A 22,114-nucleotide genomic window follows, 5' to 3' on the forward strand; every position below is an offset into this window, starting at 1 on the left:
ATGCAAGTCTATGATTGTTGTTGACTACGGCGTCGGCAATCTGTCTTCGGTGTGCAACATGTTGCGCAAGGTTGGCGCAGAAGTATCGGTATCGAGCGACGCCGAGGAAATCCTGGCGGCAGACAAGCTGGTCCTGCCCGGTGTCGGCCATTTCGACCACGGGATGAACAGGCTCGATGCCTCGCGACTACGCGGCGTCCTTGAGCGCTATGCGCTGGAATTGCGGCGACCGGTGCTGGGCATATGCCTTGGTGCGCAGATACTGGGTAGGGGCAGTGAGGAGGGGACGGCGGCCGGTTTGGGCTGGATCGACATGCATTGCCTCCGCCTCCCGGCTCTGCCCGGCCTGCGCGTCCCGCATATGGGTTGGGCGCCCGTGAGCCAGAGGCGGCCATGCCCGCTGCTCGACGGTGCAGCAGCCGACGCGCGGTATTACTTCGTGCATTCCTATTACCTCGATTGCGCCGATCAGTCCGACGTGGTCGGCACATCGGAGCATGGCATCGAATTCGCCAGCGTCGTGCAGCGCGGTCATATCTTCGGCACGCAGTTCCATCCCGAGAAATCCCTGCGCCATGGCATGGCGGTGATGCGTGCGTTTTCCGAGTACTGTCCAGATGAATAGGACGCGCGTCATTCCGGTGCTCATGTTGCGCGGTCGAGGGTTGGTCAAGACAGAGAAGTTCAGGAAGGCCAGGTACGTCGGCGATCCGCTGAACGCGGTGCGCATCTTCAACGAAAAAGAGGTGGACGAACTGGTGTTTCTCGATATATCGGCGACCGCTGGCGGGCGAGAACCACCGTTCGATCTGCTCGCCGACATAGCGGGCGAGGCTTTCATGCCCATGGCCTACGGAGGGGGGGTCAGGAGCCTGGAACATGTTCGGCAGATATTCGCCCTGGGCTTCGAGAAGGTCATCCTCGGCAGTGCCGCCTATCGCGGCCTGGACCTCGTCCGGGAGGCGTCTGCCATCTACGGAGCGCAGAGCATCGTTGGCTGCATCGACGTCAGGAAGAGCTTCCTGGGACGATACGAACTGACCTCGCACTCGGCGCATCGACGACAGGCGGTCGGGCTGGCGGAGCATCTGGCGGCGCTCGAACGATCCGGTGTGGGCGAGATCCTGGTGAACGCGGTGGACCGGGATGGAACCATGTCCGGCTACGACCTGAAGCTGATTCGGGAAGTGGCGTCGCGAGTCTCGGTGCCCGTGGTTGCCTGCGGTGGTGCGGGCAGCATCGACGACTTTGTCCTCGCCGTACACCAAGGTGGTGCAGCAGCCGTTGCCGCCGGCAGCCTTTTTGTCTTCATGGGGCCGCACCGGGCGGTGCTGATAAATTACCCTGAGCGTGACCTACTGAGCCGCTGTTTGCCCTGATATGTGTGGTATTGCCGGTTACATCTCGACCCGCAGCAGCGAGGTCGCCAAAGAGATCATCGAGCGCATGACCGACGCCGTCGCGCATCGTGGACCCGACGGAGCTGGCGTCTGGGTTCATGGGTCCGTCGCTCTCGGGCACCGGCGGCTGTCCATACTCGATCTTTCCGAGCTGGGTCGCCAGCCGATGATTGATCCCGACTCGGGCCGGGTGATCACTTTCAATGGCGAAATCTACAACTACATCGAGCTGCGCAGGATCCTGGCAGGGCAAGGTTACCGGTTTCGCTCGCACACGGACACCGAAGTAATCCTGAACGCCTACGATTTCTGGGGCCAGCGCTGTGTCGAGCAGTTCAACGGCATGTGGTCCTTCGCGATCTACGATCCGCGCGAGAATCTTCTTTTCTGCTCGCGGGACCGGTTTGGCGTGAAGCCCTTCTATTACGCCGAGACGACTGCCGGGTTTGCCTTCGGCTCGGAAATTCGGCAGCTGCTGCCGCTGCTGCCGAGCCGCCAGGCCGACGCCCAGGTACTCCTCGGGTTTCTTGTCGCGCGCGTAGCAGAAGACATTACCCACTCCTTCTTTTCCGGCGTGCGCAAGCTGCCCGGCGGGCATAACCTGGTTTTCGACCTGGCCGCGCAGAAGTATACGATCTCCCGTTACTACAGCCTGGAGGTCCAGGCGGGATACGTTGCGCTGCAACTCGACGAGGCGGTGAACGTCTTCCAGGAACTCTTCCGCGATGCCATTCGCCTGCGTCTGCGCTCGGATGTCCGGGTGGGCACCTGTCTGAGCGGCGGGATGGACAGTTCGAGTATCGCGACGCTGGCGGCCGAGGCCTACCGCAGGGAGAGTCAGCAAGCCTTCCTGGCCATCACCGCGGTCAGCGAGGACCCGCAGACCGACGAGTCGCAGTTTGCACAGCGGGTCGTCGAGAATGCCGGTCTGGAATGGATCATCGTCAAACCGGGCTACTCGGACTTCTGTGACCAACTGGCGGCTGTGGTCCGGGCTCAGGAAGAGCCTTTTGCCAGCGCCTCGGTGCTGATGCAGTTCTTCGTCATGCGCGAAGCCAGGCGCGCCGGAGTTCCGGTCCTGCTCGACGGGCAAGGTGGGGACGAAACCTTGCTCGGCTATGATCGGTACTTCGCCGACCATTTCCTGCAGTCGCTCAGAAAGGGGAAGCTGGCCGCGGCCCTTGCCGTGGTGTCGGGATTGCTCAGGAATGGGCGACGCGGCGCCTTGAGCATCCTGCTGAGGGACCTGCTGTATTTCCACGCGCCGGCTGTACGCAGGATGGCGACCAGGAATCACTCCTCGCTGTTCCGGCCGGAGGTCGGTCCGTCGCTGCGCGCGGCGCGCGTCCCCGCGAGAGACTACGGCGGCCTTTCGGCGATGCAGAAGGACGAAATCGAGCGCACCAATCTGCCGGTGCTGCTGCGCTACGAAGACAAGAACTCGATGGCCCATTCGATCGAGACCCGCTTGCCCTTCCTCGATTATCGGCTGGTCGAGTTCGCGACGTCGGTGGCGACGTCCCTCAAACTCCACGACGGCTGGGGCAAGTATCTTCTGCGCCGGTCGATGGCCGGGCAAATGCCGGAGGCGGTCGTCTGGCGGAAGAACAAGTTTGGCTTCGAGGCGCCGGAGTCGAGGTGGATGCGACTTTACAACAGCCAGATCCAGGCCGCCGTTCGGTCTTCCTGCCTGCTCAGCCAAATCTGCCGCGAGAATGCTCTGCAGGGGACAAGCCTCGACCAGTTCAACCAGGGGATGCGCTGGCGACTGTTTTCTCTGGCACTGTGGGAAAATGAGTTTGCGGTCACCGGGATGACGTAACGTGTCGGCCAGCCGGCATAGCTGGGCGATGTGCTTCGGCATCCCGGGAGTGGCACTGGCATAATCACCGCCCGGCGAGCGGGCTCTTTTGGCAAGCAAACATGCGAGGTGCTGGCGTGAAGACGATAGGCGCAGCAGTAAGAGAAATCAGCAGGGGCCGGCTTTTTCACTTGCTGTTGCCGATGCCCTTGATCCTGGTCCATATGTTGTGGGTGTTGGCCTATTACCTTCACGTTTCCGACTCGGGCTTCGCCTACCTCGTGAACATCGGCCTGCGAGCCGTGGTTGCGGTGTTCTTCCTGGTGCTTGGCGTTGTCGTCGTTGGCGATCAGCGTGCAGAGCGGTCACTGCGCTGGGTGGCGGCTTCCGTGCCGGCTTTCTTTGTCGTCTGCTTCGTCGTCGCCATTGGCAACTTCGGCTTGGACCCCTATCTCCGGAAGGCGGCCGGGCAGTTCGCGTTGAATGCACTGCCGGCCTATGTCGTCGGCGTCTACTGTGCAGCGAACAGGGCTGGAGAGGACTTGCTGCGGGGCATAGAACAGTGTGGTCTGCTCATCGCGCCGGCGGCGGCGATTTACGTACTGAGGTTCTTCATTTTCACCGACGAAATTTATACGGCAGACCTGAAGCGCCTCGGCGGCATTGACTACATGAGTTTTGCCTACGGGTTGGTGGCGTTTATGGTTGCCTCCTGTCTGCTGCTCTTCGATGAGCGGGCGGCGAGGAAGCTATTGCTGGGCAGGTGGCTGTTGGTGTGGACGTATTGGTTGGCGATCGTTTTCTCGCAAACCCGCGGGGCTGTCCTGGGTATAGCCATCTTTCTCTGCTGTCTGGTCGTCGCCAAGTTCAGGGTGCAGAAGAAACGTGTGTTGCTTCTGGCGTTGTCGTGCCTGTTGATCTTCGTGGTCAGCTTGCAGGTGCTGCCCGGGCTCTTCGGGGAGCGCAATGTGCGTTTCTCGAAGGAGTACACCAAAGAGGCGCTGAGCTTTTCCGGGGAGGTGGCCACCTTCATCGGGGAGGAGGAGGGCCCGCTGCCAGGTGCGGCGGGCCAGGACAGCAAGCTTTGCCGAACGGATCGTCCCGGCTGCCGCTTCCTGCTGGAGAACCAGGAGAACGGGGTCTTCTTCGATCCCGCCAAAGGTCTGTGCACGATCGACAACAAGGAGATCGCCAGGCAGATCGTCATTGACGAGGCATTGTACAGCTCGCTCAAGGAAGCGGGGTGCACGATCAAGCTTTCACGCATGGCGTTGATCGTGATCGCGACTGAAGAGATCAAGAAGCGACTGCTGCTCGGCATGGGACCGCTCGCGTTCCAGGTGCGCTATTTCGGGTTTCATCCGCACAGCCTGTTTGTCGAGCTGCTGGCCGAGTTGGGGCTTGTCCTTGGCGGATTGATCGTCTGCGCCATCGGCTACCTGACCTATGCGTGCCTGCGGCGAAGCAAAGCGATGGAGGGTGACCACAACATCCTGTTGTTCGGCAGCGCATACATTCCGATGTTCCTGGTGAGTGGGACGATCTGGGGCGATGCCCTGTTCTCGTTCGTCATCGGGTATATCGTGGTGTTCTTCTGGAGAACGCAGCAGGAGACGCAAAGCGGCGCGCTAGGTGCGGTGCAGTAAGCAATGGGTGCGGTGCGTACACTCGGCAGCTACCTGACACTGGCTTCGAGTTCCGCGTTCGCCCAGGCCTTTCTGCTGCTGATTTCGCCAGTGATCACCCGGCTGTACGCGCCGGAGGACGTCGGAGGCTTCGGCATCGCATTGGGAGTTGGCGCGCTGCTCGCCTCTGTGGGAACCGGCCGCCTGGAGCATGCGATTCCAGTGGCCAGGAACTCGGTGGACGCGATACAGGTCGCCTTGCTCGGAACGACGCTGGTGTCGGTTATCGCGCTGATCACGACGCTTCTTGTCTTGATCGTACCGCTTGCCAGCGTGGTGGGGCCGCCGCTGACGCGAGATTTTCCAACGCTGGCCATTCCGGCCATCGCCTTCAGCCTGGCACTGTTCCAGATCGTCAACGCGCTGCTCCTCCGGCAGAAGGCGTATCGCAGCGTAGGGGCGAGCAAGATCCTTCAAGGGGGAGTCACGGGAGTCGCGCAGCTGGGACTCGGCTGGTGCGGACTGGGAGCTTCAGGCTTGGTCTGGGCTCAGGCGCTGGGCTATCTGGTGGGGGCGGGGAGCGGGGTGAGCAGCGTCGCGGTCAAGGCTTGGGTCGTCCTGCGCGGACGCGGTGCGCAGTTCGCTGCGACCTTTCGCACGCGCTGGAGGTTTCCGCTGGTGCTGGCACCGGCTGCGCTGTTCAACCAGGCAGCACAGCAGTTTCCGGTGTTGGCCCTGGGCTATACCTACGGGTTGTATGAGGCGGGACTCTACGCGCTGGTGATGCGGGTGTGCGGTGCCCCTCTCGGCTTGCTCGGACAAACCGTGGCCCAGGTCTATGCGGCGGAGTTTCGTGACTTCATCGGCGACCGGAGTGGCGCGCTGGCGCAAAAGTACCTGGCCATGCTGTTGCGCCTGCTGGGGATCGGGCTGCTGGTCGTCGGCGCGCTGGTACTGGTGATGAACCTGTGGGGTACCTGGCTCTTCGGAGCGAAGTGGGCTAACATTGGCACGGTCACGTTGCTGGTCTCGTTGATGCTGGTGACCGACTTCGCGACGACCCCGCTGTCCATGACCCTGGGCTACCTGAGCCGGGAACGCACGCAGCTGCTCTGGGACATCGGGAGGTTGGCTGCTGTGGTCAGCGTATTCGTCGCCGCGCATCATTTTTCTCTGCGATTCGGTCAACTCCTGGTCCTCCTCGCGGTAGTGTGGTCTCTGAGTCTGCTGGTTCATGCGTGGCTGACCTACCTTGTTTGCAGCATGCGGGGAGCGGGCACTGCGGCCAGGGGCTGAACGCTGTCGCCGCGCAAGCGGAATAAGGATATGGGCATTTCGACATGATTTCCTTGGGCTACGTCGTCTCGAGAGTGCTGCGCAAGGCGCGGGGCAATGCCATTACCGGGAGCGTCATTGACCCGACTTCGAAAATCGAGTCGGGCAGCACGATAGTGCGCACGCGCTTCGACCGGCACTCGTTCTGTGGCTATGACTGCACCTTCATCGATTGCGATGTCGGGGCGTTCTGCTCGATCGCCAACCGTGTCACGGCGGGCGGTGCGCGCCATCCGATGGAATACGTGTCTACCAGCCCGGTCTTTCTCGCGCATCGCGACAGCGTGAAGACCAAGTTTTCGCGGCATCCCTACGCGTGGCGCGTCAGAACGACGATCGGCCACGATGTGTGGATAGGCGAAAACGTGCTGATCAAGGGAGGCGTCAACGTTGGCCACGGTGCGGTAGTCGGCATGGGCAGCGTGGTGACCAGAGATGTTCCTCCATACGCGATCGTCGCCGGCAACCCAGCCCACCTGATCCGTATGCGCTTCGGCGCAGAGATGATCGAAGCGCTGCTCAAGCTGGAGTGGTGGAACTTGCCCGATCAGGAATTGCGACGCCTCGCGCCTCAGTTTACCGATCCGGAAGTGATGTTGCGGCAAGAGGGATTCCTGTGAGGATCGCCCATGTCTGCCTGTCATGCTTCTATATTGACGGATATGCCTACCAGGAGAACGAGCTGGTCAGGCAGCATGTCCAGGATGGGCATCAGGTCATGGTAATCGCATCGACGGAATCGTTTGGTGCGGACCGCTGTCTCACTTATGTCGAGCCTTCTTCCTACCAAGGTCGCGACGGGGCGCCGGTGACTCGTTTGCCATATCGCCGCTTGCTGCCGCACAAGCTGATGCGCAAACTGCGTATGCATCCAGGTGTCCGTGAGCTACTGCAGCAATTCCGCCCGGAAGTCATCCTGTTTCACGGCCTTTGTGGCTGGGAGTTGCACGCTGTGGCGCGCTACAAGCGCGAGAACCCGGATGTGCGACTCTACGTGGATAGCCACGAGGATGCGCACAATAGTGCGCGCAGCTTCCTTTCGCGAGTCCTGCTGCATAAGCTCTACTATTCGTGGATCATCCGCCGATGCCGGCGCAGTTTCGACAAGATCCTCTGTGTGTCGCTGGAAACGATGGATTTCGTACGCCAGAGCTACGGCGTGCCGGCCTCGGATCTGGAGTTCTTTCCCCTTGGCGGAAGGGTTTTCGACGATCCGGAGTACGACGTGCGCAGGGATCGGGGGCGCCAGGCTGCTGGTGTCGACACCGGGCAAGTTATGCTCCTGCAGACCGGCAAGATGGGGCGGCGGAAGAAGCTGCTGGAGAGCCTGCGGGCCTTTTCCTGCACACCGGGGAGCCACCTGCGCTTGGTTCTTGCCGGGTCGCTGGACGAGGACATTCGCATCGAGGCGCAGCGCCTGATTGCTTCTGACGAGCGTGTCCGCTTCCTCGGCTGGAAGGATACCGACGAGCTCAACGACCTGCTTTGCGCTGCGGACGTCTACGTTCAGCCCGGCACGCAGTCGGCGACCATGCAGATGAGCCTCTGCGCCCGTTGCCCGGTCATTCTCGACGCCGTGCCCAGTCATGTCCCCTTCCTGGACGGGAACGGTTGGTCGGTATCTGATTCCCGAGATCTGGCCAGAGCCTTCATGGAGGTGGCCAGCGATCCGGCTGCCCTTGGTGTCAAGGCCGGGCGGTCGCTGGAGATCGCCCGGCGCCTTCTCGATTACAGGACCCTGGCTGCTCGCCTTACGCGCGCGGCCTGAGCGACGGGCAAATCGAGTGCCATTGCCGGGCAATGGTGACCAACTCGGCGGGTGCCGCAGTTGCCCCCGAACGGTCGGTGATGGATGACGGGACGACCGACCGTCTGCAGATGATGGGATCCGGCCATGAACATCGCTCTGTGGTGCGATGCAGCGGTCGCTGGCCGAATGATTCGGGCGTCAGAATCTGCGCAGGGCGCAGGAGCGGGAAATGCTTGCGTCGGGACGCCGCCGCGAGCAGGAAGGATGGCCTGCGCGCCATCCTGCAGCGTGCGTTCGGCGGCGAAAGAGTACTTGCTGCCCTGCCCTTCAGGCGGATGCTGGATGCCTGCCGGCCAGTGATCTGAATGACTCGCGCGGGCACTTGACAACAATGGCATTACCTTCGGGGAATTGACGTGGACAGGCCGTACCAGATTTGCAGCAACTGCGTGATGGATACCAGCGACAGCCAGATCGTCTTCGATGAGCAGGGCGTCTGTGACCACTGCATCGGCTTCAGGCGCGACGTTCTGCCCAATTGGCATCCCGACGAGAAGGGCGCGGCGATGTTTCGTGCGACAGTGGACAAGATCAGAAGCGCGGGCAAGGGAAAGCCCTTCGATAGCATCATCGGCATGAGCGGTGGTCTGGATAGCTCCTATCTGCTGCATCTGGCGGTGACCGAGTTCGGTTTGCGGCCGCTGGTCTTCCACGTCGATGGCGGCTGGAACACCGATATTGCGGTGAACAACATTCAGATGCTGGTGGACAAGCTGAGCCTGGACCTGTACACCGAAGTGATCAACTGGGAGGAAATGCGCGACTTTCAGCTGGCTTTCTTCAAGGCCGGCGTGCCGCACCTCGACATTCCCCAGGACCACGCCTTCGTCGCCACCCTCTACCACTTCGCCAACAAGCACGACATCAAGTGCATACTCAATGGCGGCAATTACGCGACGGAGTGCGTACGCAATCCGCTCGAGTGGCTCTACTACGGTACGGACATGGCGCAGATTCGCGACATCCAGCGCCGTTTCGGGACGCGTCCGCTGAAGACCTATCCTTTCAGCGGGGTATTGTTCCACAAGTTCTACCTTCGCTACCTCAGGGGGGTCCAGGTGGTCAAACCTCTGAACTGGTTGCCGTACACCAGGAAGATCGCCATCCAGACGCTCTCCGAGAAGTACGCCTGGCGCGCCTATCCACAGAAGCACTTCGAGTCCCGGTTCACCAAGTTCTTCGAGGGCTACTGGTTGCCAACCCGTTTCGGGTACGACACGAGGCGAGTCCAGTATTCGAGCTTGATCCTCACCGGGCAGATGAAGCGTGGCGAGGCGCTGGAGTTGCTCGAGCAGCCGGCGTATGATCCGAACACCATCGACGAGGAGTTCGAGTACATCGCGACCAAGCTGGGCATTTCCGTGGCCGAGCTCCGGCAGTACCACAGCATGCCTAAAAAGAGCTACCGGGATTATCGCAATCAGGAATGGTTGTTCGATCTGGGAGCAGCGACACTGAAGCGGTTGGGCGTAGAAAGGGCCATCAAACGATGATTGCGATCATTGACTACGGGTCGGGCAACGTCGGGGCCATCGCCAATATCTACAAGTGGCTGAAGGTCGCGCATCAAGTCACTGGAGAGTTCCGGGAGCTGGCAGCGGCCGAGCGCTATATTCTGCCGGGGGTCGGGGCGTTCGATGCGACGATGAGTTACCTGACCAGGTCCGGCATGGTCGATCTGCTCAGCGAGCAAATCCTGGTGCACAAGAAGAAGGTCCTCGGCATTTGCGTTGGCATGCAGATTCTCGCGGATTCGAGCGAGGAGGGCATTCTGCCGGGCCTTGGCTGGATTCAGGGCAGGGTACGCAAGATCGATGCGAGCGCACTTGGTGCACCGCCCTTCCTGCCGCACATGGGCTGGAACTCGGTGAGTCCTCAGCCTGGGGCAGGCCTGTTCGAAGGTGTCGATCTGGAGCGGGGCTTCTATTTCCTGCACAGCTATTTCTTCGCCGCGGCGAGAGAGCAGGACGTGATTGCTACGGTGACCTATGGGCGAGAACTACCCTGCGCCGTAGCGCATGGCAATGTATTCGGCGTGCAGTTTCATCCGGAAAAGAGCCACGCCAACGGCGTCGCCGTCTTTCGCAACTTCGCGGAGTTGTAACCATGCTGCGCTCCCGCATAGTTCCGTGCCTGCTGATGCATGACGGGGGTCTGGTGAAGACTCGGCAGTTCAAGGATCCCAAGTACGTCGGCGACCCGCTGAACGCGGTCAAGATCTTCAACGAGAAGGAAGTGGACGAGTTGATGTTTCTCGACATCGACGCCAGCGCTCACGGGAGAGAGCCAAACCTGGCCTTGTTGCGCAGCCTGGCCGTCGAATCCCGGATGCCCCTATGCTACGGCGGAGGCATCACGGCTGCCGCGCAGGCGTCGCGCATCGTCGCACTGGGCTTCGAGAAGGTATCGATCAGTTCAGCAGCGTTGCGGCGGCCGGATCTGATCCGCGAGATGTCCGAGGCGATCGGCAGCCAGAGTGTGGTGGTTACGCTGGATGTGCGCAGGAACAGGCTGCTCGGCGGGTATGCGGTGTTTACCCGTAACGGCCAGGATAAGCAGAAGGTCGACCTCGTGGAGTTTTGCCAGCGGGTCGAAGCGCTGGGCGCCGGGGAAATCGTCATCAACTCCATCGACCGTGATGGCGACATGGGCGGCTACGACCTGGAACTCGCACGAAGAGTGCGCGCTGCAGTGTCGCTGCCAATGTCGGTATTGGGGGGAGCTGGCAGCGTGGAGGACATGAAGGCGCTGATTGAAGCGGTCGGCATCGTTGGCGCGGCGGCCGGCAGCATGTTCGTGTTCAAGGGCCCCTATCGAGCGGTGCTGATCAATTACGCGCGTCCAGAGCGCCTCGGGTGAGGCCGGGAATCGAGAGATGAAACAGGTTTTGCAGGACATGGCCAGGGGCGGCACTTACCTGGCCGAGGCCCCGGGTCCGGCGGTCATCCCTGGAACACTGCTGGTCCACACGTCGGCGAGCTTGATTTCGGCCGGTACGGAACGCATGCTGGTGGACTTCGGGCGAGCCTCATACTGGGAAAAAGCTCGCCAACAGCCTGAGAAGGTGCGCATGGTGCTGGAGAAGGTGCGCACAGATGGCCTGTTGACCACCGTCGAGGCGGTTCAGTCGAAGTTGGCGCAGCCGCTGCCCCTGGGGTACTGCAACGTCGGAGTTGTCGCCGAAGTGGGGGCTGGCGTGGACTGCTTCCGGGTCGGAGACCGCGTAGTGTCGAACGGTCCGCATGCCGACGTGGTGAGGGTCGGCAGGAATCTGTGTGCGCGGGTGCCGGACGAGGTCGATGATGAATCTGCGGCCTTCGTTGTGCTCGCCAGCATCGGGTTGCAGGGAATCCGCCTGGCCCAGCCGACGCTCGGCGAGGCGTTCGTGGTCACAGGGGCAGGGCTGATTGGGCTGCTGACCGTGCAACTGCTGCGGGCTCAGGGCTGCAGAGTGCTGGCCATTGATTTCGACGAGACGAAGCTGGATCTGGCCAGGCACTTCGGGGCGGTGACCTGCAATCCGGCGAAGGGGGAGGATCCAGTTGCCGCCGGGATGGCCTTCAGCCGCGGGCACGGCGTCGATGGGGTGATCATTACGGCATCCACCCAGTCGAGCGATCCGGTGGCGCAGGCGGCGCGGATGAGTCGCAAGCGCGGGCGAATCGTGCTGGTGGGGGTGACCGGCCTGGAGCTCAACCGTTCAGATTTTTACGTCAAGGAGTTGAGTTTCCAGGTGTCGTGTTCCTATGGGCCGGGCCGCTACGATCCGGCGTACGAAGAGCAGGGACAGGACTATCCGCTGGGTTTTGTGCGGTGGACGGAGCGGAGAAACTTCGAAGCGGTTCTTGATCTGCTGGCGACCGGGCAACTGGACGTCAAGCCGTTGATCACGTACCGTTATCCGTTCGAAGATGCACCGGCTGCGTACCAGCAATTGACCCAGGACAAGAGCGGGCTGGGCATCATTCTGGGGTATGCATCGCCTGCCGCACAGAGAGGCGTGCGGCGGGTTCCCCTCCATGCCGGTCGCGAGTACAAGGCGGGCAGTCCGGTCCTGGGTTTTGTCGGGGCAGGCAACTATGCATCGAGGATGCTGATCCCCGCTTTCAAGCGCGCGGGCGCTCAGCTGCATAGTATCGTGACTTCCGGCGGAGTCAGCGGGGTCATTCATGGCAGCAAGGCCGGCTTTGCCGAGGCGACGACCGACGTTCAGGACATGCTGGCTGACCCGGCGATCAACACGGCGGTGATCGTGACCCGGCACGATTCGCATGCTCAGCTCGTGGTGCAGGCGTTGAAGGCGGGCAAGCACGTCTTCGTCGAAAAGCCTCTCGCCCTTCATCTTGAAGAACTGGGGGAAGTTCAACTGGCCTATGAGGAGTCCCATCGCGCCGGTCCTGGGCCGCTGTTGATGGTCGGTTTCAACCGTCGCTTTGCTCCGCAGGTGCGGCAGATGAAAGCGTTGCTCGAGACAGTTCAGGAGCCCAAGTCGTTCCTCATGACCATGAATGCGGGGGCGATCCCGGCCAGCCACTGGACTCAGGACCTAACGGTAGGCGGTGGCCGCATCATCGGAGAGGCCTGTCATTTCATTGACCTGATGCGTTTCCTGGCCGGCAGCCCGATCGTCTCGGTACAGGCACTTCGCATGGGAGACGCGCCAGGCATCGAGGTCGTCGAGGACAAGGCTTCGATCACGTTGGGATTTGCCGATGGCTCCTTTGGAACCATCATGTACCTGGCCAACGGTGCGGCCAGCTTTCCCAAGGAGCGCGTGGAGGTATTCGCCGCCGGGCGAGTGCTTCAACTCGATAACTTCCGCAAGCTTCGCGGTTATGGTTGGCCCGGTTTTCGCAAACTCGACCTCTGGCGGCAGGACAAGGGGCAAGGAGCGTGTGCGGCCGCATTCCTGGACGGCGTGCAGCACGGAGTACAGGCCATCCCGTCAGACGAGATCTTCGAAGTCGCGCGTGTCACGATCGAGACAGCACAGCTCTTGCGCAGGCAATGAGGCGTGTTCCGCCCCTGACCTTGTTGCGCACTCTGTTCGCGCTTGGCTTGCGCAGCATCGTTCGTGTTCTGGTCTACCGCGCTGGAATTCGCTTCGCGTTCAATCCCGTCCGGCGTCTGCGCGCTGACACGCCGCAGGGCGCCTTCTTTTCGCCAGTAGTGGCCGACAACGTCGGATGCGGTCGGAACCCGGTTTCGGACTGGCAGCAGACTGCCCGCCTGTTCGGTTTCGTATCGGTGGCCGTTGGCGACGAGCCCCCGGAGTGGCTGGCGAATCCGCTCAGCGGCCAGTGCGTGCCTGAACCGGGGCGGCCCTGGTGGCAGATTCCCGACTTCGATCCGCGCGTTGGCGACATCAAGTTGATCTGGGAGCTGTCGCGGATGGACTGGGTCCTGGCTTTTGCCCAGCGCGCGCTCTGCGGGGATCGACGGGCCATTCACAGGCTGAATGGCTGGCTTTCGAGCTGGTGTGAGACGAATCCTCCGTATCGAGGACCCAATTGGAAATGTGGCCAGGAGGCGTCCATCCGCGTGATGCACCTGGCGATGGGCGCATTGATCCTCGGGCAGGTACGCCTGGCCACCCCAGCTTTGCGAGATCTGATTGCCCTTCACCTCAGACGCATTGCGCCGACGCTGAGTTATGCCCTAGGGCAGGACAACAATCACGGCACGTCGGAGGCGGCTGCGCTGTTCATTGGCGGGAGCTGGCTGGAGTCGCTCGGAGTCGCGGAAGCCGCGGCCTGGGCCGCGCGGGGGAGACACTGGCTGGAAGAGAGATGCCGGCGGCTTGTGGGCACGGCGGGCACGTTCAGCCAGTATTCGCTGAACTACCATCGCGTCATGCTGGATACCCTGAGCATGACCGAGATCTGGCGGCGTCAGCTTGGCTTGCCGGCGCTTACGGAGGGGTTGTGCCAGAGGATGCAGGCAGCGGCGAACTGGCTCCATGCGATGGTCGATCCGGTCAGCGGTGACGGCCCGAACCTGGGGGCCAACGATGGCGCGCGCTTGCTTCAGCTGAGCGATACCCCCTATCGGGATTATCGGCCGAGCGTCCAGCTGGCGATGGCGCTGTTCGCTCAACGACGCGCCTACCAGGCGGTCGGCCCCTACGATCAGGGGTTGATCTGGCTCGGTGTTTCGCTGGCCATGCAAGCAGCTGCGCCACCGGCCAGCCGCGTGGCTGATGACGGAGGGATCGCCGTGTTGCGCCGCGGCAAGGCCATGGCCGTGCTCCGCTACCCGCGCTTTCGCTTTCGTCCCAGTCATGCGGATGCCTTGCACCTCGACCTGTGGCTGGCAGAGGACAACTTGCTGCGCGATGGCGGGACCTGTAGCTACAATATGGACACCAGTTGGTTGAACTATTTCTCGGGGACGGCCAGCCACAATACTGTGCACTTCGACTGCCGGGACCAGATGCCTCGGCTGGGTCGATTCCTCTTTGGCGACTGGCTGCGAACGACGCAGGTCGAATGGTTGCAGGAACTCGACGATGTGACCTCTTTCGCCGCAGGCTACCGCGATGCACGGGGGGCGTTTCACTTGCGCAGGATCGAGCTCAGCGACGCGGTGCTGCGCGTGACGGACGAGGTGCGCGGATTTTCCTCCAAGGCCGTCCTGCGATGGCGATTGGCCCCGGGATCGTGGAAACTCGATGGACAGCGGGTGAGCGATGGCAGACGGACGCTGACCGTGCGTGCGAGCATGCCCATAGTCCGTTGCGAGCTGGTGGATGGCTGGGAATCCCGCCACTATCTGGAGAGAACTGTCTTGCCGGTTCTTGAAGTGGAGGTGGGCGAGGCTGGGGTCCTTACTACTGACTGTGAGTGGCCTGGATGAGGGTTCTCTATTTTCATCAGCACTTTTCGACTCCCAGAGGCTCGTCAGGGATCCGTTCGTATGAAATGGCTCGCCGCCTGCTCGCGCGAGGGCATCAGGTGACGATGGTGTGCGGCAGCTATGGGGGTGGCCAGACAGGGTTGACCGATCCCTTTGTCGACGGTCGCCGTGCGGGCAAGACGGATGGCATCGACATCATCGAGTTCGATCTCAGCTACTCGAACAGCGACAGCTTTCTCAAAAGAACGGCTACCTTTCTCAAGTTTGCCGTGCGAAGCGTCGGTCTGGTCTTCGTCGAGCAGTATGATCTGGTCTTTGCGACCACCACGCCGCTGACCGCTGGTCTTCCCGGAATCGTCGCACGCTGGCTTCGTGGCAAGCCTTTCGTGTTCGAGGTACGGGACCTATGGCCTGAACTGCCGCGGGCGATGGGCGTGATCCGTAACCCCATGGTGTTGTGGGCCATGTCTCTGGTCGAATGGGCGAGCTACCGTTCAGCACAGCGATTGATCGGTCTGTCGCCGGGTATCGTCGCGGGGATCGCGCGCCGAGGCGTTCCGACGGAGAAGGTGATCATGGTGCCCAACGGCTGTGACCTCGACATCTTCGGGGCGAGGGTTGAGCCGTGGCGTCCTGCCCAGGTGGCTGAGAGCGATCTCCTCGCGGTTTTCGCGGGAACACACGGCATGGCCAACGGCCTGGACGCAGTGCTCGATGCTGCCGCAGAATTGAAGCAGCGCAAGCGACACGACATCAAGTTGCTGCTCATCGGACAGGGCAAACTCAAGCCGGCACTGAAGGCGCGTGCTGCACGGGCGGGGCTGGACAACGTCGTGTTTCACGAACCGGTCGACAAGGTCCGATTGGCCGGCTTGATGGCCGCAACGGACCTTGGGTTGCAGGTTCTGGCAGACGTCCCGGCCTTCTATTACGGGACTTCGCCGAACAAGTTTTTCGATTACATTGCGGCCGGCGTTCCGGTGCTGAACAACTACCCAGGTTGGCTGGCCGAGTTGATTCGGCAGCATCGCTGCGGCTATGCCGTGCCCCCGGGTAATCCGGCGGCGTTTGCGGATGCGTTGGAGCATGCGGCAGCCGATCGTGAGGCGCTCAAGCTTATGGGCGCCAGAGGGCGAGAACTGGCGCAGGGCGAGTTCAGTCGGCAGATGCTGGCGGACCGGTGGGTCGACTGGCTGGAGGCCCTCTATTCCTCCCTCCAGTCGGGCCGCTGATGGCGAACCGGGGCATGCACGGGATGACCAAGCGTCTGATGGATGTTCTTCTGGCAAGCCTGCTGCTGCTGCTCTTGCTGCTGCCGATGTTCCTGTTGGCAGGCGTCGTTCGACACAGGCTGGGAAGCCCCGTGTTCTTCTGCCAGACCAGACCAGGCCTGCATGGTCGGCCGTTCAACATGATCAAGTTCCGCACCATGACGGACGAGCGTGGGCCAAAGGGGGATCTGTTGCCGGACGAGCAGCGGCTGACGGCGTTTGGCCGCTTCTTGCGGGCCAGCAGTCTCGACGAGTTGCCCGAGTTGTGGAACGTACTGCGCGGTGACATGAGCCTGGTCGGCCCGCGTCCTCTGTTGATGGAATACTTGCCGCTGTATTCGCCGGAGCAGGCGCGGCGACATGAGGTCAGACCCGGCATCACCGGTTGGTCCCAGGTCAACGGGCGCAACGCGCTCAGCTGGGAAGACAAGTTTCGACTCGATGTGTGGTATGTCGATCACCAGTCGCTATGGCTGGACCTGCGTATCCTCTGGCTCACGGTGTGTAAGGTGCTGCTGCGAGAGGGGATCACTGCGCAGGGTGAGGCGACCATGCCCAGGTTCACCGGGAAGAAGCCGTGAAACGACTGGCATTGCTCGGGGCCAGTGGCCATGGCAAGGTGGTGGCCGATGCCGCTTTGTCCAGCGGATGGGCTTCCGTCGTGTTTTTCGACGACGCCTGGCCCAAGTGCAACCGGAATGGTGCCTGGTCGATACTGGGAAATGCTGCCCAACTGATGGCAAGACTGGAGGAGTTTCAGGGCGTGCTCGTGTCGATCGGCGATTGCCCAGTGCGCTGGGAAAAGCATCGCGAGCTCTTCGCTGCTGGCGCCCCGCTGACCACCGTCGTCCACCCCGCAGCGACGGTAAGTCGGTACGCCCGGCTAGGGGCTGGAACAGTCGTGATGGCTGGGGCCGTCGTCGCTATCGACGCGATTGTCGGCCAGGCGGCGATCATCAATAATGGAGCGACTGTCGATCACGACTGCCGTATCGCCGACGCGGTGCATATTGCTCCAGGTGCGAACCTGTCGGGCGGTGTCGAGATCGGGCGATGCAGCTGGGTGGGGGTGGGCGCTACCGTGAGACAGGGCATTCATATCGGCGAGCAGGTAGTGGTCGGTGCTGGGGCAGTCGTCGTTCGGCCGGTCCCAGATGGCTGTACAGTAGTTGGCAATCCCGCCCGAACGATGCGTATCGGCAAGTAGTCACTCGCGAGACACAGATCGGATGCTTGGTACCCCCTTTTCACCTTGGCCAAGCTTTACGGAGGAAGAAGCTCAGGCCGTCGGACAGGTGCTGCTCTCCAATCGAGTCAATTACTGGACGGGTAGCGAATGTCGTGAATTCGAGAAGGAGTTTGCGGCGTGGAGTGGGGCACGGTATGCGGTCGCCGTGGCGAACGGCACTGTGGCCCTCGACCTGGCGCTTCACGCTTTGCGCATCGGACCGGGCGATGACGTGATCGTGACGCCGAGGACCTTCCTGGCGAGCGTCTCGTGCGCGGTGAACGCCGGTGCCAGACCGATCTTTGCCGATGTCGAGCCGAGCAGCGGCAATCTCTCGGCACGGACCATCGCGCAGGTGCTCACGCCGCGGACTCGGGCTGTCATCTGCGTGCATCTGGCCGGGTGGCCGTGTGACATGGACCCGATCATCGCGTTGGCCGCGCGACACGGCTTCCAGGTCATCGAGGACTGCGCGCAGGCCCACGGCGCCCGCTACAAGGGGCGCAGCGTCGGGACCATTGGCGATATTGGTGCGTGGTCGTTCTGTCAGGACAAGATCATGACCACTGGTGGTGAGGGCGGCATGGTTACCACCAACGACCGGGCGCTGTGGTCAGCGATGTGGTCGTTCAAGGATCACGGAAAGAGTTACGAGGCGGTGTACGAGCGGCAACATCCCCCGGGGTTCCGCTGGTTGCACGAGAGCTTCGGGACCAACTGGCGGATGCTCGAGGTACAGGCGGCGATCGGGCGCATTCAGCTGCGCCGGATGTCCGAGTGGACGGCGCGGCGCAATGCCAATGCCAGGGCTATCGCCACCGCCTGTACGCGTCACACGGCCGTGCGCGTTCCCGAGTTCCGGTGCGCTCCCGCTTGTAGCCCGGCTTGTGCCACGGCCAGCGACTGCGTGCATGCGCACTACAAGTTCTACGTCTATGTGCGCAGGGACCATCTCGCATCGGGCTGGTCCCGGGAGCGGATCATCGACGAGATCAACCGTGCTGGCGTGCCGTGCTATCAGGGTTCATGTTCCGAGGTCTATCTGGAGAAGGCTTTTGACCGGACGGGGTGGCGGCCGGTCGAGCGCCTCTCCGTTGCGCGTGCGCTCGGCGAGGATTCGCTGATGTTCCTCGTTCACCCGACGTTGACCGATGCGGAGATCGCCAGAACCTGCGATGTCATCGATGCGATATTGGCCCAGGCGTCGGCCTGACCTTTTCCGGAAGATGCTGAAGCGCTTCTTGCGGCTGCCCCGCCGCCAGAAGCAGACAGTCTCGATCTGCATCGATTTCGTGCTGCTCATCGCGGCTTTCTGGTCGGCGCTGGGGCTACGCTTTGAGACGCTCAGGCCCGATCTGACTGCCTACGGCTGGCAGATGGTGGCCGCGCCCGTCTTTGCCATTCCGATCTTCGCGCGGCTCGGGCTTTATCGCGCGGTGGTTCGCTTCATGGAGGACCGCGTCGTATTCGTGGTCGCCGGCGGTGTCACGTTGTCGGTACTGTTGCTTGCGGCATTGGTCGCCCTGACACACAGCCCCGGCCTGTCGCGCGGGGTGCTCGCGATCTACTGGCTTCTGGCGATCGTCTACGTCGGGGCGACGCGCTTCCTGGCGCGCACGTGGTTCCTGCACGCAGAGCGGCAGCACGCTGGACGCAAGCGGGTAGCCATTTATGGTGCGGGGAGCGCGGGCACGCAGTTGGCCTACGCGCTGCGTGCTGGCAAGGAATATTGGCCAGTCCTCTTCTTCGACGATGATCTGGCGCGGCAGAAGGTCGAGGTTGCGGGCTTGCGCGTGCGTGCGCCGTCTGAACTCGAGCGCCTCATCGATAAACTGCGGATTGAGGAGTTGCTCCTGGCGATCCCTTCGGCGACCCGCGCTCGCCGGCTGGAGATCATCGACCGCCTGGAGCATGTCCAGTGCAGCGTCAAGTTGGTCCCCGGTATGGCCGATGTGGTCAGTGGGAACATCGCCGTCGATGCCATCCGTGAGGTCGAAATCGAGGACCTGCTCGGGCGCGAATCGGTTGCACCGGACGAACGCCTGCTCGGGAAGTGTGTGACCGGGAAGGTGGTGATGGTCTCGGGCGCCGGCGGTTCGATCGGCTCCGAGTTGTGCCGGCAGATCGTGCGCCTGAGGCCGGTCCGTTTGGTACTGCTGGATCTGTCCGAGTTCGGGCTCTACTCGATCCACCAGGAACTCTCGGAGACCTGCGCGCGGATGAACCTGGAGGTCGAACTGGTTCCAATGCTGGGCACGGTGATGCACCAGCGCCGTACCGAGATCGTGATGCGCTCTTTCGGCGTGCACAGCGTGTATCACGCTGCCGCCTACAAGCACGTGCCGATCGTCGAGCACAACCCCGTCGAAGGCATCCGCAACAACGCCATCGGCACGCTGCGCATGGCCGAAGCGGCGCTGGCGGCGGGAGTCGAAACCTTCGTGCTCGTGTCGACCGACAAGGCTGTGCGGCCGACCAACGTGATGGGTGCCAGCAAGCGTCTCGCGGAACTGATCCTCCAGGCGCTGACGCGTCCGGAGGGGCGAACTCGCTTCTGTATGGTGCGCTTCGGGAACGTCCTCGGCTCGTCCGGCTCCGTGGTGCCCCTGTTCCGCAAGCAGATTTCCGCTGGAGGGCCAATCACGCTGACCCATCCCGAGATTACGCGCTACTTCATGACCATCCCCGAGGCGGCCCAACTGGTCATCCAGGCCGGCTCGATGAGCAAGGGCGGCGAGGTGTATGTGCTCGACATGGGGCAGCCGGTCAAGATCATCGACCTCGCCCGGCGAATGATTCACCTGAGCGGGCGGGAAGTGCGTGACGAGCAGCATCCAGACGGTGATATCGCGATCGAGACCATCGGCCTGCGCCCGGGCGAGAAGCTCTATGAGGAACTCCTGATCGGCGACAACGTCGAGGGCACCTCGCACCCATTGATCATGCGCGCCTACGAGCATGAGGTGCCGTGGTCGGTGCTCAGTGAGCGCTTGGCGCAGTTGGACGAGGCGTGCCAGGCATTCGATTTCGAGAAGGTGCTCGAGTTGCTTGCGCTGCTGGTCCAGGAGTACAAGCCCGTACGGCATGGCGACGAGGCATTGGTGTGGCGCGCGCTGGTCACGTCGGGACGGAGCGGCATTGCCATGGTGCCTTGACTTGGGCGGAAGCCAGCCAGTCAACAAGGGGGAATTGCGCAAGCTGCTGGTGGGCTCTCAGGAACTGCCGTTGAAGAGCACGCAGCGTGCGCATTCCACGGCCAACTGGACACGGATTCCACGAGGACCTGGACAGTGATTGCATGAACACCTGGACAGTCATTCCACGAGGATCTGGACACCGATACCACGGGGACCTGGACACCCGAGTTCGACGTGCGCCGTGCTAAGGCGGCGCTTTTCCAGTGGGTGCGAAACCCACCCGGCGACTTTCGCTCCAGCCGGTAGCAATCGGAGCAGTCATGGAGGTAACGAAGTGGCTGAAGCCTTCGGTGTAGAGGGTCACTAGGTGACTTGGCGAGCGTACAGGCTGCAACGTGAGTGAACGCTGAGCAAGCCTCGAAAAGGGTGATGCACGGGCCGACCTGCCAGTCGATGCGGGGAAGGCTGAGACTACTTGGGAAGAGAGCGGAACGAGCACTGGGTAGCCGTGCCGGGGTATTGGCGGTGGCATGTACGAAAGAGGAAGAGCGCGCGCAACACGGGAAGTCCTCGATGGTGGAGGTGGGAGTCTCCAACAAGTGGCCGGTGACGGCGAGGCTTGGCCATGGAGGATGGCGGAGGGGCCTGTAGTACCGTGGAAGCCGGGTAATGCCGGTGGAGGGAAGGGGCCCTGGTTCAGAATCAACGCAGGAAGTGGCGAGGGCAGGAGATTGGGACACCTATCAACTCCGACAAGCGTTCAGCCCAAGTTCCGCAGTTAGCCAGCCATTTTTCGGTTTTGCGCCGGGAGGCATGTAGTTGAATCAATCAGTTAGTGTGTCATTGACCGGCATAAAGGAGCCACCGATAGCCGGCATAATGGAGCCAGTTTGAAGAGGTAGAAACGGGCTTTTTCGGGGCTTAGATTTCGGCGGATTTTACCTGTTTTTGGGGTGACGGCTTGGCGCCGGCCGGCGGCATTTTCGGCGACCGGTAGGAGGCGCCGTCCAGCGTCAGGCAATAGGCGTTGTGGCGCAGCCGGTCGAGGGTGGCGGCGGCGAGCAGCCGGTTGGCCGGGAACGCTTGATCCCACTCGGTGAAGTCGAGGTTGCTGGTGACGAGGGTGGCGGCCTGCTCGTAGCGCTCGGCGATGAGGTCGTGGAAGTCCTCGTCGGCCGGCGGGCGCATGGGCTTGAGGCCGAAGTCGTCGATGATCAAGAGGGGCACGCGGGCGAGCGTGGCGATCTTGCGATCAAAGGTGCCGACGGCGCGGGCGACGGTGAGGCTCGCCGTGAGCTGGGCCTGGGTGGTGAAGAGGACATCGACGCCCTGGCGCACCGCGCAATGGCCCAGGGCTTGGGCGAGGTGGCTTTTACCGGTACCGCAAGGTCCGACGATCAGCACCGGCGCCTTCTCGGCGAGATAGCGGCCGGTGGCGAGGTCATGGATCAGCGCCCGGTTGAGGTTGGGCAGGCGCGAGAAGTCGAAGCCTTCCAGGGATTTGCCGGCGCGGAAGGCGGCGCGGCGCAGCCGCAGGTCGAACTTCTTCTGGTCGCGACGGGCGACCTCGTCCTGGATCAAGAGCGACAGGAACTCGGTGTAGGCGAGCTTGCTCTCGATGGCCTGGCGGTTCCTGGCCTCCAGCGAATCGA

General features: G+C 62.3%; 18 protein-coding genes. 17 read left to right on the forward strand and 1 reads right to left on the reverse strand.

Translation table 11 applies throughout. The features are described 5' to 3' along the window. Positions 1–10: 10 nt before the first annotated feature. From hisH (NFW05_RS07510) to NFW05_RS07590, 17 genes are all read left to right on the forward strand, one after another. On the forward strand, positions 11–625 hold the full coding sequence (hisH, locus tag NFW05_RS07510) for an imidazole glycerol phosphate synthase subunit HisH (protein ID WP_295304446.1): 615 nt from the start codon (positions 11–13) through the stop codon (positions 623–625). Beyond that, on the forward strand, positions 618–1,379 hold the full coding sequence (locus tag NFW05_RS07515) for an AglZ/HisF2 family acetamidino modification protein (protein WP_295304449.1): 762 nt from the start codon (positions 618–620) through the stop codon (positions 1,377–1,379). Before hisH (NFW05_RS07510) ends, NFW05_RS07515 begins: the two co-directional genes overlap by 8 nt. 1 nt (position 1,380) lies before the next feature. Next, positions 1,381–3,222 (forward strand): asparagine synthase (glutamine-hydrolyzing), encoded by a 1,842-nt coding sequence (gene asnB / locus NFW05_RS07520; RefSeq protein WP_295304452.1) that lies wholly within the window; start codon positions 1,381–1,383, stop codon positions 3,220–3,222. Positions 3,223–3,338: 116 nt separating this feature from the next. Continuing rightward, the gene (locus NFW05_RS07525) at positions 3,339–4,847 is read left to right on the forward strand and encodes an O-antigen ligase family protein (protein WP_295304455.1); all 1,509 of its coding nucleotides are present in this window, start codon (positions 3,339–3,341) and stop codon (positions 4,845–4,847) included. 3 nt (positions 4,848–4,850) lie between these two features. Further along, entirely contained in the window at positions 4,851–6,122 is a 1,272-nt protein-coding gene (locus tag NFW05_RS07530; protein ID WP_295304458.1) for an oligosaccharide flippase family protein, read from the forward strand. 44 nt (positions 6,123–6,166) lie between these two features. After that, a complete protein-coding gene (locus NFW05_RS07535; RefSeq protein ID WP_295304460.1) occupies positions 6,167–6,781 on the forward strand; it encodes a CatB-related O-acetyltransferase in 615 nt (204 codons plus the stop codon). Further along, positions 6,694–7,929, forward strand: a complete 1,236-nt coding sequence (locus tag NFW05_RS07540) for a glycosyltransferase family 4 protein (protein ID WP_295304463.1) — start codon at positions 6,694–6,696, stop codon at positions 7,927–7,929. Before NFW05_RS07535 ends, NFW05_RS07540 begins: the two co-directional genes overlap by 88 nt. A gap of 398 nt (positions 7,930–8,327) precedes the next feature. Next, complete coding sequence (locus NFW05_RS07545) at positions 8,328–9,464, forward strand: N-acetyl sugar amidotransferase (RefSeq protein ID WP_295304466.1); 1,137 nt, start codon at positions 8,328–8,330, stop codon at positions 9,462–9,464. Further along, on the forward strand, positions 9,461–10,075 hold the full coding sequence (gene hisH / locus NFW05_RS07550) for an imidazole glycerol phosphate synthase subunit HisH (RefSeq protein ID WP_295304469.1): 615 nt from the start codon (positions 9,461–9,463) through the stop codon (positions 10,073–10,075). Before NFW05_RS07545 ends, hisH (NFW05_RS07550) begins: the two co-directional genes overlap by 4 nt. A gap of 2 nt (positions 10,076–10,077) precedes the next feature. Further along, complete coding sequence (locus NFW05_RS07555) at positions 10,078–10,830, forward strand: AglZ/HisF2 family acetamidino modification protein (protein WP_295304471.1); 753 nt, start codon at positions 10,078–10,080, stop codon at positions 10,828–10,830. 16 nt (positions 10,831–10,846) lie between these two features. Then, on the forward strand, positions 10,847–12,982 hold the full coding sequence (locus NFW05_RS07560) for a bi-domain-containing oxidoreductase (RefSeq protein WP_295304473.1): 2,136 nt from the start codon (positions 10,847–10,849) through the stop codon (positions 12,980–12,982). Then, entirely contained in the window at positions 12,979–14,826 is a 1,848-nt protein-coding gene (locus NFW05_RS07565; RefSeq protein WP_295304476.1) for a heparinase II/III-family protein, read from the forward strand. The genes NFW05_RS07560 and NFW05_RS07565 overlap by 4 nt, the downstream gene beginning before the upstream one ends. Then, positions 14,823–16,058 carry a glycosyltransferase family 4 protein gene (locus tag NFW05_RS07570; protein WP_295304479.1) on the forward strand — a complete coding sequence of 412 codons (1,236 nt, stop codon included), beginning with the start codon at positions 14,823–14,825 and terminating at the stop codon, positions 16,056–16,058. Before NFW05_RS07565 ends, NFW05_RS07570 begins: the two co-directional genes overlap by 4 nt. A gap of 23 nt (positions 16,059–16,081) precedes the next feature. Then, positions 16,082–16,678 (forward strand): sugar transferase, encoded by a 597-nt coding sequence (locus tag NFW05_RS07575; RefSeq protein ID WP_295304482.1) that lies wholly within the window; start codon positions 16,082–16,084, stop codon positions 16,676–16,678. Further along, positions 16,675–17,304, forward strand: coding sequence for an acetyltransferase (locus NFW05_RS07580; protein ID WP_295304485.1), 630 nt, complete (start codon positions 16,675–16,677; stop codon positions 17,302–17,304). The genes NFW05_RS07575 and NFW05_RS07580 overlap by 4 nt, the downstream gene beginning before the upstream one ends. 22 nt (positions 17,305–17,326) lie before the next feature. Further along, complete coding sequence (locus tag NFW05_RS07585) at positions 17,327–18,538, forward strand: DegT/DnrJ/EryC1/StrS aminotransferase family protein (RefSeq protein ID WP_295304488.1); 1,212 nt, start codon at positions 17,327–17,329, stop codon at positions 18,536–18,538. A gap of 13 nt (positions 18,539–18,551) precedes the next feature. Continuing rightward, positions 18,552–20,480 (forward strand): nucleoside-diphosphate sugar epimerase/dehydratase, encoded by a 1,929-nt coding sequence (locus NFW05_RS07590; RefSeq protein WP_295304491.1) that lies wholly within the window; start codon positions 18,552–18,554, stop codon positions 20,478–20,480. 903 nt (positions 20,481–21,383) lie between these two features. Here the strand turns inward: NFW05_RS07590 and istB are convergent. Then, on the reverse strand, positions 21,384–22,114 hold a 731-nt coding region (istB, locus tag NFW05_RS07595), incomplete at its 5' end, for an IS21-like element helper ATPase IstB (RefSeq protein WP_295304494.1).

The sequence above is a fragment of the Accumulibacter sp. genome (assembly GCF_023806625.1).
In the GTDB taxonomy this organism is placed as follows: domain Bacteria; phylum Pseudomonadota; class Gammaproteobacteria; order Burkholderiales; family Rhodocyclaceae; genus Accumulibacter.

What these genes read in the sequence shown, in the direction of transcription:
- hisH (WP_295304446.1), top strand. Translation starts at nt 11, where the DNA reads ATGATTGTTGTTGACTACGGCGTCGGCAATCTGTCTTCGGTGTGCAAC.
- NFW05_RS07515 (WP_295304449.1), top strand. Translation starts at nt 618, where the DNA reads ATGAATAGGACGCGCGTCATTCCGGTGCTCATGTTGCGCGGTCGAGGG.
- asnB (WP_295304452.1), top strand. Translation starts at nt 1,381, where the DNA reads ATGTGTGGTATTGCCGGTTACATCTCGACCCGCAGCAGCGAGGTCGCC.
- NFW05_RS07530 (WP_295304458.1), top strand. Translation starts at nt 4,851, where the DNA reads ATGGGTGCGGTGCGTACACTCGGCAGCTACCTGACACTGGCTTCGAGT.
- NFW05_RS07535 (WP_295304460.1), top strand. Translation starts at nt 6,167, where the DNA reads ATGATTTCCTTGGGCTACGTCGTCTCGAGAGTGCTGCGCAAGGCGCGG.
- hisH (WP_295304469.1), top strand. Translation starts at nt 9,461, where the DNA reads ATGATTGCGATCATTGACTACGGGTCGGGCAACGTCGGGGCCATCGCC.
- NFW05_RS07555 (WP_295304471.1), top strand. Translation starts at nt 10,078, where the DNA reads ATGCTGCGCTCCCGCATAGTTCCGTGCCTGCTGATGCATGACGGGGGT.
- NFW05_RS07560 (WP_295304473.1), top strand. Translation starts at nt 10,847, where the DNA reads ATGAAACAGGTTTTGCAGGACATGGCCAGGGGCGGCACTTACCTGGCC.
- NFW05_RS07565 (WP_295304476.1), top strand. Translation starts at nt 12,979, where the DNA reads ATGAGGCGTGTTCCGCCCCTGACCTTGTTGCGCACTCTGTTCGCGCTT.
- NFW05_RS07570 (WP_295304479.1), top strand. Translation starts at nt 14,823, where the DNA reads ATGAGGGTTCTCTATTTTCATCAGCACTTTTCGACTCCCAGAGGCTCG.
- NFW05_RS07575 (WP_295304482.1), top strand. Translation starts at nt 16,082, where the DNA reads ATGACCAAGCGTCTGATGGATGTTCTTCTGGCAAGCCTGCTGCTGCTG.
- NFW05_RS07585 (WP_295304488.1), top strand. Translation starts at nt 17,327, where the DNA reads ATGCTTGGTACCCCCTTTTCACCTTGGCCAAGCTTTACGGAGGAAGAA.
- NFW05_RS07590 (WP_295304491.1), top strand. Translation starts at nt 18,552, where the DNA reads ATGCTGAAGCGCTTCTTGCGGCTGCCCCGCCGCCAGAAGCAGACAGTC.